The organism is Achromobacter xylosoxidans (assembly GCF_001457475.1).
Taxonomy (GTDB): Bacteria; Pseudomonadota; Gammaproteobacteria; order Burkholderiales; family Burkholderiaceae_B; genus Achromobacter; species Achromobacter xylosoxidans.
In genome coordinates this window covers 6,005,655-6,018,650 of the sequence record NZ_LN831029.1, presented here as the reverse complement: position 1 = coordinate 6,018,650, position 12,996 = coordinate 6,005,655, and the positions used below count along the sequence as shown (strand labels likewise).

Sequence of the window (12,996 nt, the reverse complement as noted above, 5' to 3'; positions counted from 1 at the left end):
CGGGCGTGGCATGTGCGGCTTCGTCGATCAGGGCATGGGCTGCGGCCGAGGATACCGCGGCCCATGCCAGGATGCCGGAGTCAGAACCGGTGCGTCAGGGTGACCAGGGTGGTGCGGCCTTCGCCGTAGTAGACCGAGTTGTAGAAGCCCATGGCGCGGTAGTAGCGCTTGTCCGCGAGATTGCGAACGTTCAGCTGCAGCTGGGTCTGCCTGCCGAGATCGTACTGGGCCATCAGGTCGAACAGCGCGTAGGGCTGTTGCTCCACGGCGGCGGATTGTTCGCCGTAATAGCCCACGGCGCGCGTGCGGCTCTGCCAGCGCATGCCGCCGCCGATGACCAGATCGCGCAGCGCGCCGGGCAGGCGGTACGTGGTGCTGGCCTTGAGCATCTGTTCGGGCTGCGTGGTCTGGACCTTCCTGCCGGCGTTGTCCTTGGATACCCGGTAGGTGTAACCCAGGAACAGGTTCCAGCCGGGCGATACCTCGCCGGCCAGTTCCAATTCGAATCCGCGGGTGCGCGTGCCGTCCAGCATCTCGTACCAGGACTCATTGCGGGCGGCGTCGAAGCCGGCGTATTCGGCCACGTCCTTCTGGTTGGTCTGGAACACGGCGAACGAGCCATTCAGGCGGCCCTCCAGATACGAAGCCTTGATGCCGGCTTCGTAATTGTGGCCATACGCCGGACCGGTCATGTTCCAGTCCCGCGTCTTGTACATCTGCGGCTGGAAGATGTTGGTGTAGCTCACATAGGCCGTGTAGGTGTCGTCGAGGTCGTAGGTGACGCCCAGGTAGGGCGTTATCTCGGAGTAGCGCTGCGATTGCGACAGCGTGATGGGGGCGGAATCGGGCGACCACTGGTTCCAGCGGTATTCATCGGCTTCCCAGCGCGTCCAGCGCGCGCCGGTCAGCAGGTGCAGGCGACTGCCAAGATTGAAGCGGGCGGTGCCGAAGATGCCGGTCTGGGTGGTGCGCAATTGCTGGTCGGATACCGCCAGGTCCCAGACCGGTTCGGGCCAGTCGCCATGCCAGTCATGGATGTTGGGGACCGGGTAGGTGGCCTGGTCTGAAGAGTTCCAGCCCTTGGTCCGGCTGCGCGTCCTGGAATGCGAAAAGCCCAGGTTGAATTCGTGCGTCGCGCCGAGCAGGCCGAAGTCGCCGGTCAGCGATCCGCCATAGACGTCCTGCTTGCTGTGGCCACGGTATTTGCGCAGCGTCGGCGTGCCCGAGAGGTAGCCGGTGTCCGCGTCCACCGGGAAGTCGGCCGCGAAAAGCAGCGACGCGTCGAAGTCGTTGTCCAGTCGCGAGTACGACAGCCGGCCGTTCCAGCCGTTGGCGAAGCCGTGCTCCAGCTGGGCGAAGTACTCGGTCGAGTCGGTGTCCCAGGTGGTCCATTTGGCGCCGACCGTCTGGCCCTTCTTCCAGTCGACCTGATCGCCGTTGGTGTCGAAGATCGGCAGGCCGCCCCACATCACGCCCTTGGGACGCGAGCGCTGCGTCGAGGCGCCGGCGCTGAGGGTGGTGGCCGGCGCGAGATCCGCCTCGACGATGCCATAGGCCACGTCGCGCTTCTTGCTGTAGAAATCCAGTGTGTCGCCGCGTCTTTCCTTGGCTCCGACGATGCGCGCGCGGATCGCGCCGGACGCGGTCAGGGGCGACGACAGGTCGATTTCACCGCGATAGGTGTTGTAGCTGCCGCCCATGGCTCGCAGGCTGCCCTGGAATTCGCGCGTGGGCCGCTTGCGGATGAAGTTCACTGAACCGCCCGGGTTGCCGGTGCCGCTCATCAGTCCGGTGGCGCCGCGGATGATCTCGACGTGGTCGTAGATGACGGGGTCCAGATTGCCTTCGCCGAACTGGTAGGTGCCGTCCAGCGGCTTGACTACGCCGTCGAACTGCATGGTGTCCATCTGGAAACCGCGCGAGTAGTAGCTTAGCCGGTCTGTCTCGCTTTGCTGGACGTTCATGCCGGTGGCGTTCTCCATCACGTCCCGCACGCTGCCCATGGCCTGATCGTCGAGCTGCTGGCGCGTGACGATACTGGTCGATTGGGGCGTGTCGCGCTGCGCCAGCACCAGGCCGTTGGCCGAGCGCATCCAGTCTGCGGTGTAGGCGCCGGTGCCTTCGGTGGTGGCGCCCGCGCCCAGTACGGTGACAGCGGCGAGTTGGCTGATGCCCTCGGCGGCGGCCGCCTCCAACGCGTAGCTGTCGTCGGGCAGGCGCCGCACGCGCAGGGCGGTGCCGGACAGCAGGCGGGCGAAGCCTTCCTCGACGGCGTAGCTGCCGCTCAGGCCGGGCGTCGACAGGCCGTCGGTCTGGGCGGGACGGAACGACAGCAGTACCCGCATGCGCTGGGCATAGGCGGCCAAGGCCGGTCCCAGCGGACCGGCCGGGATGTCGACGGCGCGGCTGTCGGCCTGGAGGGCAGGTTGGGCCAGGGTGGCGGCCGGGCAGAGCATGGTTCCAGCCAGGGCGGAAAGCAGGGCGAGCGCCAGGCCGGCCAGGCGTGGACCGTCTTGTCGAGGGGCGAGGGGGCGCAGTGTGGGAGCGTGCATGTCGATGGATTTCCGGTGAAGAGAAATGAGGCTTCACCTGTATGCCAATCGAGATCGGAAAAGTGACAATCCCGTCGTGTCAGCGCGCCCTCACCGTGACCCAATAGCGGGTGAGGCGGTCGGCGCGAACCGGCAGCACGCGTTCAATCGCGGCCAGCGCGCGGTCGGTATCGTCCACCGGATAGGCGCCGGAGATGCGCAGGGACCCGACCGCCGGGTCGCAGGCCAGGCGGCCGGGCCGATAGCGCGCCAGCGCCGCCACCAACGCGTCCAGCCGCATGCCGTTCGCATACAGCATGCCGTCGACCCATCCCTGTTGCTGTGGCGGGAAGGCCGTGGGCGCTGTCGCCGAACCGGCGTCGAAAGTGGCTGCCATGCCCGCCGGCACGACGACCGAGGCATGGGTCGCGAGGCGTGGTTCCAGGCGCACCGCGCCCTGTTCGACCGCGACCTGGGCGTGATCGCCCATCAGGTTGACGTCGAACCGGGTGCCAAGCGCGGTGGCTCGGCCGACGGGCGTGCTGACAAGGAAGGGCCGGGCAGGACGCAGCGGATCCGGGCGCGTCTCGATGTGGATTTCGCCACGCCGCAGGATCAGTTCGCGCTTTGCGCCGTCGAATGCCAGGTCCACGGCGCTGTCAGTGTTCATGGTGAGGATGCTGCCATCGGCCAGCTCCAGCCGCCGCCGTTCGCCTGTGGCGGTGCGCACGTCGGCGCCCCAGGCATCCCACGGCAGCTCCTGGGCGGCCAGGGCCCCGCCGCCCGCCACGAATGCCAGCGACAAGGTCTTGAGCAGCTTGCGCCGGCCAGCTGAGCGTGGCCTGTCCAGGGCCGTCAGGCCGGCGCGCGGTTCGATGTGGCCGAATTCCCGCCCCAGGGCTTCGACCCGTTCCCAGGCCTGTTGGTGCAGGGGATCGGACCGCAGCCATTCCTGCCATTGCCGCCGATCGTCCGCGCCGGCGTCTTCCGCGCCCAGGCGCACGAACCAGACGCTGGCGGCCTGGAGGACGGCATCGGGCAGGCCGGCGGCCGCGCGACGGTTCAGCACGACGCCAGGCAATGGCGCATGGCGAGCGCCAGGTATTGCCGCACGGAGCTGACCGATACCTGCAGGCGTTCGGCGATCTCGCCGTGCTTCAGGCCTTCGAGTTGCAGCAGCAGGAACGCGCGCCGCGCCTTGGGCGGGAGGCCATCGAGCAGCCGATCGATTCGTACCAGCGCCTCCAGCGCCAGCGCCCGGCGTTCAGGCGAGGGCCAGGAGGTTTCCTCGCGGGCCGCCAGGCAATCGAGATAGGCGCGCTCGATGTCGCGCCGACGGAACAGATTGACCAGCAAGCCATGCGCGACGGTGACGAGGTAGGCGCGCGGCTCGCGCAAGTCGCGCGCGTCTTCGTTGCGCAACAGCACCTTCATGTAGGTGTCGTGGGTCAGGTCGGCGGCGTCGTAGGGGCAGCCGGTCTTGCGGCGCAGCCAGTCGCGCAGCCACGACTGGTGCTGCGCGTAGAGATCCTCGAAAGACGCATGGGGACTGCTTTGGGTCATGGCCGGGCAGGGGCGGGTAGATCAGACGTTAATAGTAACCATTATCAACATCGATATCCAAGCGCCCGGCATCGGCTGAAATGGCGCGCCACCGCCGGGGGGCTTGCCCGGGCGGCGGCGCGGCCCCGGCCTCAGAACCCGGTGGGCGGCACGTGCACCCGGCCTTCCATCAGCACGCGCGCGCTGCGGCTCATGATGGCCTTGGTGACGGTCCATTCGCCGTCGATCAGCTGGGCCTGGGCGCCGACGCGCAGCGTGCCCGAGGGGTGGCCGAAGTTGACCTGGTCGCGCTGGCCGCCGCCGGCCGCCAGGTTGACCAGCGTGCCGGGCACGGCCGCGGCGGTGGCGATGGCGACCGAAGCGGTGCCCATCATGGCGTGGTGCAGCTTGCCCATGGACAGGGCGCGCACCAGCACGTCGATGTCGCCGGCGCCGATCTGCTTGCCGCTGGAGGACGTGTAGGCTTTGGGACGGGCCACGAAGGCCACCTTGGGCGTGTGCTGGCGCGCGGCGGCTTCTTCCAGTTTCTGGATCAGGCCCATGCGCAGCGCGCCGTGGGCGCGGATGGTCTCGAAGCGCGCCAGCGCGGCGGCGTCGCCGTTGATGTCGTCCTGCAACTCGGTGCCGGTGTAGCCCAGCGCCTCGGCGTCCAGGAAAATGGTGGGGATGCCGGAGTTGATCATGGTGGCCTTGAAGGTGCCGATGCCGGGCACTTCCAGGTCGTCCACCAGGTTGCCGGTGGGGAACATCGAGCCGCCGTCGCCTTCCTCGGCCGGGTTCATGAATTCCAGTTGCAGCTCGGCGGCTGGGAAGGTCACGCCGTCCAGCTCGAAGTCGCCGGTCTCCTGCACCGCGCCGTCGGTGATGGGCACGTGGGCGATGATGGTCTTCTGGATGTTGGCCTGCCAGATGCGCACCACGGCGATGCCGTTGCGCGGGATGCGGTCCGGGTCCACCAGGCCGTTGCTGATGGCGAAGGGGCCGACGGCGGCCGACAGGTTGCCGCAGTTGCCGCTCCAGTCGACGAAGGCCTGGTCGATCGAGACCTGGCCGAACAGGTAGTCGACGTCATGTTCGGGACGGCTGCTCTTGCCGATGATGACGGTCTTGCTGGTGCTGGAGGTGGCCGCGCCCATGCCGTCGATCTGCTTGCCGTAGGGGTCGGGGCTGCCGATCACGCGCATCAGCAGCGCGTCGCGGGCCGGGCCCGGCACGCGGGCGGATTCAGGCAGGTCGTCGAGCTTGAAGAACACGCCTTTGCTGGTGCCGCCGCGCATGTAGGTGGCGGGAATCTTGATCTGGGGGGCATGGGCCATGGGGGCAGTCCTGATGTCTTGGGTGGGAAAGGCGGGTGCCGCGGCGCCCGCCATGCGGTGGGGTGTCAGCTGGCCTTCTTGGCCGAACCGGCGGCCGATTCGGCTTCCAGGAAGTCCTGCGCGAAGCGTTGCAGCACGCCGCCGGCCTCGTAGATCGACACTTCTTCCGCGGTGTCGAGGCGACAGGTCATCGGCACTTCCAGCGTCTCGCCATTGCGGCGGTGGATCACCAGCGTCAGGTCGGCGCGCGGCTTGCGTTCGCCCACCACGTCGTAGGTCTCGGTGCCGTCCAGGGCCAGCGTCTTGCGGTTCACGCCGGGCTTGAATTCCAGCGGCAGCACGCCCATGCCGATCAGGTTGGTGCGGTGGATGCGCTCGAAGCCTTCGGCGGCGATGGCCTCGACGCCGGCCAGGCGCACGCCCTTGGCGGCCCAGTCGCGCGACGAACCCTGGCCGTAGTCCGCGCCGGCCACGATGATGAGCGGCTGCTTGCGGTCCATGTAGGTCTCGATCGCTTCCCACATGCGCATCTCCTTGCCTTCCGGTTCGACGCGGGCCAGCGAGCCTTGCTTGACCGTGCCGTCGGCGTTCCTGACCATCTCGTTGAACAGCTTGGGATTGGCGAAGGTGGCGCGCTGCGCGGTCAGGTGGTCGCCGCGGTGGGTGGCGTAGGAGTTGAAGTCCTCTTCGGGCAGGCCCATCTTATGCAGGTATTCGCCGGCGGCGCTGTCCATCAGGATGGCGTTGGACGGCGACAGGTGGTCGGTGGTGATGTTGTCGCCCAGCACGGCCAGCGGCCGCATGCCGCGCAGCGTGCGCTCGCCGGCCAGCGCGCCTTCCCAGTACGGCGGGCGGCGGATGTAGGTGCTCTGCGGGCGCCAGGCGTACAGCGGCTCGACCGCGGCGTCGCGCTCGTTGCGCAGGCCGAACATGGGCGCGTAGACCTTGCGGAACTGTTCCGGCTTGACGGCGGCCTTGACCATGGCGTCGATCTCTTCGTCGCTCGGCCAGATGTCCTTCAGGCGGATCTCGCGGCCGCTGGCGTCGGTGCCAAGCACGTCGCGCTCGATGTCGAAGCGGATGGTGCCGGCGATGGCATAGGCCACCACCAGCGGCGGCGAGGCCAGGAAGGCCTGCTTGGCGTAGGGATGGATGCGGCCGTCGAAGTTGCGGTTGCCGGACAGCACGGCGGTGGCGTACAGGTCGCGGTCGATGATCTCCTGCTGGATCACGGGGTCGAGCGCGCCCGACATGCCGTTGCACGTGGTACAGGCAAATGCCACGACGCCGAAGCCGAGCTTTTCCAGGTCGGCGGTCAGGCCGGCTTCGTCTAGGTACAGGGCCACGGCCTTGGAGCCGGGCGCCAGCGAACTCTTGACCCACGGCTTGCGCGTCAGGCCGGCGCGGTTGGCGTTGCGCGCCAGCAGGCCGGCGGCGATGACGTTGCGCGGGTTGCTGGTGTTGGTGCAGCTGGTGATGGCGGCGATGATGACGGCGCCGTCGGGCATCAGGCCGGGCTGGTTCTCGACCGTGCCGGCGATACCGCGCTCGGCCAGGTCGGCCACCGGCAGGCGGCGGTGCGGATTGGACGGGCCGGCCAGGGTGCGCACCACGGTCGACAGGTCAAAGCGCAGCACGCGCTCGTATTCGGCGGTCTTGAGGCTGTCTGCCCACAGACCGGCGGTTTTGGCGTAGTTTTCCACCAGCGCGATCTGCTCGTCCTCGCGGCCGGTCAGGCGCAGGTAGTCGATGGTCTGTTGATCGATGGCGAACATCGCGGCGGTGGCGCCGTACTCGGGCGCCATGTTGGAGATGGTGGCGCGGTCGCCCAGCGTCAGGCTGGCGGCGCCTTCGCCGTGGAACTCCAGGTAGGCGCCCACGACTTTTTCCTTGCGCAGGAATTCGGTCAGCGTCAGCACCACGTCGGTGGCGGTGATGCCGGGGCCGGCGCGGCCGGTCAGTTCGACGCCGACGATGTCGGGCAGGCGCATCCACGAGGCGCGGCCCAGCATCACGTTCTCGGCTTCCAGGCCGCCCACGCCGATGGCGATCACGCCGAGCGCGTCCACGTGCGGGGTGTGGCTGTCGGTGCCGACCAGCGTGTCGGGGAAGGCCACGCCGTCCTGCGTGTAGATCACCGGCGACATCCGCTCCAGGTTGATCTGGTGCATGATGCCGTTGCCCGGGGGCACCACTTCGATGTTGCGGAAGGCCTGCTTGGTCCAGTCGATGAAGTGGAAGCGGTCTTCGTTGCGGCGGTCTTCCACCGCGCGGTTCTTGGCGAAGGCGTCGGGATCGTTGCCGCCGTATTCCACCGCCAGCGAGTGGTCGACGATCAGCTGCACCGGCACCACGGGGTTGACCTTGGCGGGGTCGCCGCCCTTGTCGGCGATGGCGTCGCGCAGGCCGGCCAGGTCGACCAGCGCGGTCTGGCCGAGGATGTCATGACAGACCACGCGCGCCGGATACCACGGAAAGTCCAGGTCGCGGCGGCGTTCGATCAACTGCTTGAGCGCGTCGGTCAGCAGCACCGGATCGCAGCGACGCACCAGGTTCTCGGCGTGCACGCGCGAGGTATAGGGCAGGCGGTCGTAGGCGCCGGGGGCGATGGCGTCCACGGCGGCGCGCGCGTCGAAATAGTCCAGGCGGGTGCCTTGCAGGGGCTTGCGATAGGATTTGTTCATGCCTCGGTGCGCTTCAGGTTGCCCTGAGCGATCTGTTTTTCAATGTTGAGACGGGATGCGCGGATGTGGCGGCGCATCAGGAGTTCAGCCAGTTCGCCATCGCGGTCGGCGATGGCGTCCAGAATGCGGTGATGCTCGGCATACGACTGCCGCGGGCGGTTGGGGGTGGTCGAGTACTGGATACGGTACATCCGCGCCAGCTGGTAGAGCTCGTCGCACAGCATGCGGAACAGCATCTGGTTGCCGCTGCCTTTGACGATACGGTAGTGGAAATCGTAGTCGCCTTCCTGCTGGTAGTAGCCGATGCCGGCCTGGAAGGCTTCGTCTTTTTCGTGGGCGTGCAGCACCTGGCGCACTTCCTCGACTTCCGCCGGCGCCATGCGTTCGGCCGCCAGGCGGCAGGCCATGCCTTCGAGCGATTCGCGGATTTCGTAGAGTTCGGCCAGTTCCTGCGGGCTGAGCGAGACCACGCGGGCGCCGGCGTGCGGCACGCGCACCAGCAATCGCTGGCCCTCGAGCCGGTGCAGGGCCTCGCGCAGCGGGCCGCGGCTGACGCCGTGGATGCGCGCCAGTTCCGGTTCGGAAATCTTGCTGCCGGGGGCGATCTCGCCCTTGACGATGGCGGACTGGATCTTGCGGAAAATCTGTTCCGCCAAGGTCTCGCTGTCGTCGTGCGCGGCGCCCGGTAGCGTCAGCACTTTGCTCATGGTGTCAACAATCGGATGATTTTTTGGGTGAAAACCCGATAAGCAACGCCGTATGGCGATTGATTGTCAACAATTTACCCTTGGTCCAAGATGGGCGCAAGCGGCCTAGGCGTAATCGGCGTGACAATTGTAATGTTATTACATATCATTCAATATCGCCGGCGGCCCTCGATGGCCATCGCCCCTCTTTCCATCCCCTTGCCGGAGCCTTCCGCATGAAAGTCCTTTCCTCTCTCAAAGACGCCAAGACCCGCCATCGCGACTGCCAGGTGGTCAAGCGCCGCGGGCGCATCTACGTGATCTGCAAATCCAATCCGCGCTTCAAGGCGCGCCAGGGCGGGGCCAAGCACAAGTAGCCGCGCATGGTGCAAGCGAAAGTCCTGGAAGTGGCGGTGGTCGGCGCCCGCCACGCCTGGACCCTGGCGGCCCGCCAGGCCGCGACCTCGGTGGTGACGGCCTGGCTGTTGATCTGAGGAAAGCTGGAATGATCCCCGAAACCTATGCGCAGTGGCACCGTTGCATCACGATCGACTGCGGCCTTTCACTGACTCCGGAATTCATCGCGCAGCGCCTGGCGGCGATGGCGGATCCGCAATCCGACGACAACCTGCGGTTTCGCCGGCTCTATGGCGATGCGCACTGGCAGCGGGTGCAGCGCTGGTTCCGGCTGGCCAATGAGCCGCGGGCCGCGTTGGACGCGGCCCGGAGCGCCTAGCGCGGGCATCGACAGTCAACAGTACCCCGCGCGGGCCGGCGGATGGCGCGTGCGAGGCGATCCGGCCTGTTTCAGGGACCGGTGTCCGGATAGTTGGGGCCGGCATCATGGAAGCCGCCGCTGCTGTAGGGATTGGCGGCGCCCGGGTGCGGCGGGCCGCCGGGACCCAGCGAGGAACAGCCGCCCAGGATCAGCAGGGCGGCCAGCAAGGCAAGTGCGCGTGTGGTGGTGGCATGCATGGTCATCTCCGGCGGCTGCCCCTCGGCGGCCGCGTGCAGCGTATGGTGCTGTTGCCAGTTTACGCCCGGCGCGATGCAGCTTTGTGGCATGCTGCGGGCTGCCCGCCGTTTCCCGACCTTTCCCATGCCCAGATTGCTGTCGCGCCTGCGCGATTTCCTGTTGTTCTTCGCCACGGCGTCGTTGTTCGGCGCCTGCCTGACCGCCAAGCTGCGCACGGGCAGCTATGGGCTGGAAATTCCCCAGGCGCCCTATATGTACGAGCGCGCCGATTTCTTCCTGGATGCGATATTCGCCGGGCTGGTTGCGACGGCGGTCCTGGCGCTGGCCGAGCGGTTGTGGCGGGCCAGGTTGTCGGCGCCGGGGCGCGCCGCGCTCGTCGCCGTGGCGGCGCTGCTTGCCATCTATCTTGGGCCGCCCGACCCCCAGGTGTTTGGCAACACCTGGGCGCGCGGGGAGGCGACCTTCGAGTTGTTCCTGGACCAGTGGGATATCGCGCTGCCGCTGGCGCTGGCCGCCGCGGTTGTGCGCGGCGTCCTGCGCCGGACGGCCGGATCGCGGCGCTAGCCGCGCAGCCTGCGATCCAGTTCCAGCACGGTCTGGTACAGCACGCGGGTGCCGTCCAGCAGCTGCGCCGGCTCGATCCACTCCTCGGGGCAGTGGCTGCGCCCGTTCAGGCAGGGGATGAAGATCATGCCGATGGGGCCGGTGGGCGCCATGTAGACGGCGTCGTGGCCGGCGCCGCTGGGCAGGCGCATGCTGGCGTAGCCGAGCTGGTCGGCGGCGGCCTGCACCGCGTCCATCACCAGCGGCGTGCAGTCGGTGGGCTGGGCCCGGCTCAGTTGCACGAAGCCGGCGGTCAAGCGCAGCGCCTTCAGGTCGGCGGCCACGCCAGCCATCAGCGTTTCGGGGAAAGCGTCCAGCACGGCGTTGCTGTCGCTGCGCATTTCCAGCGTCAGTTCGACGCGGCCGGGCACGGCGTTGGCGGCGTTGGGCGTCATGGCGAGCTTGCCGACGGTGGCGACCACGTAGTGCGGGTTGCCGCTGGCGGCGCTGGCCTGGCGGCTGGCGGCGTCGATGATGCGGGCCGCGCCCACCAGGGCGTCGCGGCGGATGTCCATGGGCGTGGTGCCGGCGTGATCGGGCTGGCCTTCGACCGTGATCAGCACGCGGCGGATGCCGACGATGTTGGTGACCACGCCGATGGGCAGTTGGCGGCTTTCCAGCACCGGGCCTTGCTCGATGTGCAGTTCGACGAAGGCGGCGGTGCCGTCCGGGCCGCGCAGGGGCTGGGTCAGCGCGGTCGGATCGCCGCCGATGCGGGCGATGCCCTGCGCCAGCGTCTCGCCGTCGGCGTTGCGCGCGGCCAGCATGTCGGCGCTCAACTGGCCGCTCAGGGCGCGGCTGCCGACGCACGAGATGCCGTAGTCGCTGGGTTCTTCCGACAGGAAGTCGATGACCTCGAAGGGATGCTCCAGTTCGATGCCGTGTTCCCGCATGGTGTGGGCGACCTCGATGCCGGCCAGCACGCCGATGATGCCGTCGAAGCGGCCGCCGCTCATGACGGTGTCGCAGTGCGAGCCGGTGGCGATGGGCTGGCGTTGCGCGTTGCGGCCGGCGCGGGCGCCGATGAGGTTGCCGCCGGCGTCCAGGCGGGTGGTCAAACCCGCGGCCTCGAATTCACCGCGCAGCCAGTCGCGTGCCTCGAGGAACAGCGGCGAAAAGGCGCGCCGGGTCCAGGGCTGGTCGGGCAGGGTGTAGCGTGACAGGGTCTCGACACGCTGCCAGAGGCGCTCGGCGTTCAATGGGGGCAAGGACATAGCCATTTCACGCCTTGCGCGGACGCAGGAAGCGGCCGTCGCCCTGGTTGTTGACGATGCGGCGGCCGTCGTAGACCTGCTGGCCGCGGCACCAGGTGCCGGCCACGCGCACGGTGAACTCGCGGCCCTCGAACGAACTCCATTGCACCGCCGACAGGCTGGTGGACGGATCGTAGGCATGGCGCTCCGGCGTCAGGATGACGATGTCGGCGTCCTTGCCGACGTCCAGCGTGCCTTTGCGGTCGTCCAGCAGGAAGTGGCGCGCGGGGTTGTCGCACAGCTGGCGCACCACCATCGACGGCGAGATGCCGTGTTCCTCGCAACCGGTCCAGAAGGCCGGCAGCAGCGTTTCCAGGCCCGGGCCGCCGGACGAGTTCTTGAAGACGTTGGGGTTCTGTTTGCGCTCCAGGCCCCAGCTGACGTGATCCGATGACACGAAGGTGCATTCGTCGTTGGCGATGTGGGTCCACAGCAGGTCGACCTCGGCCTTGGGGCGGATCGGCGGGTAATGCTTGGTCTTGGCGCCGAAGCGGCGCGTGTGTTCCTCGTGGTTCAGCATCAGGTACTGCACGCAGGTCTCGATGCTGGCGCGGTGGCCGTTGCGGCGGTACATGTTGCAGATCTCGAAGCCGCGCGAGGTCGACACGTGCACCGCGTGGGCGCGGGCGCCGGTTTCGGCGCCGATCTCGTAGATCAGCGCGGTGGCCAGGTTCTCGATCAGGGGCGTATGGGCGCGCATGAAGGCGTCCCAGCCGGTGTCGTCGGCCTCGATCAGGCGGGCGATGTTCTTGCGCGTCATCTCCTGCATCTGGTTGTGCACGCCGCACACCAGGCCGGACGGCGCGATCAGGCGGAAAGCCTCGTACAGGTCGTCTTCCTCGATACGCGGGAAGCGGCCGGGGGTGGCTTCGAAGGTCGAGAACTTGAAGGCACAGACGCCGCCTTCGATCAGGCCGGCGGCGGCCGCCAGGCCGTGTTCCTTGTTCAGGGTGCCGAACAGCGCCACGTCGACGTGGCAGTCGCGCTCGACCTCGGCGATCTTGGCGTCCAGGTGCGGGCGCGAGGCGACCGGTTCGGGATCGTCGTAGGGCATGTCGACCATGACCGTGACGCCGCCGGCGGCGGCGGCGCGCGAGGCCCAGCCCAGCCCTTCCTGGTTGGCCTGGCTGCCGGAGTGCACCTGGCCGTCGACCACGCCGGGGATGATCCACTGCCCGCTGGCGTCGACGCTGTCGCGCGCCGCGGGGGGCGCGCCGGCGCCGCGCGCGGCGATCCTGCCGTCCCGCACGGCCAGCCAGCCGTTTTCCACGATGCCGTGCGGATCGACGATATTGCCGCGCACCACCCAATCGAAATCGCTCATGACCCCTTCCATCCAATGAAGAACTGAAGGGCAGTGTAGTAAGCGCGATTCAAAACGTCT

Annotated in this window: 12 protein-coding genes; 3 read left to right on the top strand and 9 right to left on the bottom strand. The window is 68.0% G+C overall.

Translation table 11 applies throughout. The annotated features are described in order from the left end of the window. Positions 1–80: 80 nt before the first annotated feature. From AT699_RS27100 to AT699_RS27075, 6 genes are all read right to left on the bottom strand, one after another. Complete coding sequence (locus tag AT699_RS27100; RefSeq protein ID WP_058207499.1) at positions 81–2,552, bottom strand: TonB-dependent siderophore receptor; 2,472 nt, start codon at positions 2,550–2,552, stop codon at positions 81–83. A 79-nt stretch (positions 2,553–2,631) separates the two neighbouring features. Continuing rightward, positions 2,632–3,600 (bottom strand): FecR domain-containing protein, encoded by a 969-nt coding sequence (locus AT699_RS27095; RefSeq protein WP_020926232.1) that lies wholly within the window; start codon positions 3,598–3,600, stop codon positions 2,632–2,634. Further along, a complete protein-coding gene (locus AT699_RS27090) occupies positions 3,594–4,094 on the bottom strand; it encodes a sigma-70 family RNA polymerase sigma factor (RefSeq protein ID WP_024070471.1) in 501 nt (166 codons plus the stop codon). Before AT699_RS27090 ends, AT699_RS27095 begins: the two co-directional genes overlap by 7 nt. 131 nt (positions 4,095–4,225) lie before the next feature. Beyond that, entirely contained in the window at positions 4,226–5,410 is a 1,185-nt protein-coding gene (gene prpF, locus AT699_RS27085) for a 2-methylaconitate cis-trans isomerase PrpF (protein WP_020926233.1), read from the bottom strand. Positions 5,411–5,475: 65 nt separating this feature from the next. Beyond that, a complete protein-coding gene (gene acnD, locus AT699_RS27080) occupies positions 5,476–8,094 on the bottom strand; it encodes a Fe/S-dependent 2-methylisocitrate dehydratase AcnD (protein WP_006385794.1) in 2,619 nt (872 codons plus the stop codon). Further along, the gene (locus tag AT699_RS27075) at positions 8,091–8,801 is read right to left on the bottom strand and encodes a GntR family transcriptional regulator (RefSeq protein ID WP_006385795.1); all 711 of its coding nucleotides are present in this window, start codon (positions 8,799–8,801) and stop codon (positions 8,091–8,093) included. The genes acnD and AT699_RS27075 overlap by 4 nt, the downstream gene beginning before the upstream one ends. A 215-nt stretch (positions 8,802–9,016) precedes the next feature. On the opposite strand from AT699_RS27075, the gene ykgO reads away from it, so the two are divergent. Next, entirely contained in the window at positions 9,017–9,157 is a 141-nt protein-coding gene (gene ykgO / locus AT699_RS27070; protein ID WP_006385796.1) for a type B 50S ribosomal protein L36, read from the top strand. A gap of 128 nt (positions 9,158–9,285) precedes the next feature. Next, complete coding sequence (locus AT699_RS27065) at positions 9,286–9,516, top strand: hypothetical protein (RefSeq protein WP_006385797.1); 231 nt, start codon at positions 9,286–9,288, stop codon at positions 9,514–9,516. 71 nt (positions 9,517–9,587) lie between these two features. Here AT699_RS27065 and AT699_RS32040 read toward each other — a convergent pair whose 3' ends face one another. After that, a complete protein-coding gene (locus tag AT699_RS32040) occupies positions 9,588–9,755 on the bottom strand; it encodes a hypothetical protein (RefSeq protein WP_006385798.1) in 168 nt (55 codons plus the stop codon). Here AT699_RS32040 and AT699_RS27055 point away from each other — a divergent pair. Then, complete coding sequence (locus AT699_RS27055; protein WP_227740141.1) at positions 9,754–10,320, top strand: hypothetical protein; 567 nt, start codon at positions 9,754–9,756, stop codon at positions 10,318–10,320. The two genes, AT699_RS32040 and AT699_RS27055, sit on opposite strands and share 2 nt — an antisense overlap. On the opposite strand, the gene AT699_RS27050 is transcribed toward AT699_RS27055, so the two are convergent. Together AT699_RS27050 and AT699_RS27045 are read right to left on the bottom strand one after the other, a co-directional pair. Then, positions 10,317–11,579 (bottom strand): Zn-dependent hydrolase, encoded by a 1,263-nt coding sequence (locus AT699_RS27050; protein WP_035182048.1) that lies wholly within the window; start codon positions 11,577–11,579, stop codon positions 10,317–10,319. The two genes, AT699_RS27055 and AT699_RS27050, sit on opposite strands and share 4 nt — an antisense overlap. A 1-nt stretch (position 11,580) precedes the next feature. Further along, a complete protein-coding gene (locus tag AT699_RS27045; RefSeq protein WP_024070469.1) occupies positions 11,581–12,936 on the bottom strand; it encodes a dihydroorotase in 1,356 nt (451 codons plus the stop codon). Between the last annotated feature and the right edge of the window lie 60 nt (positions 12,937–12,996).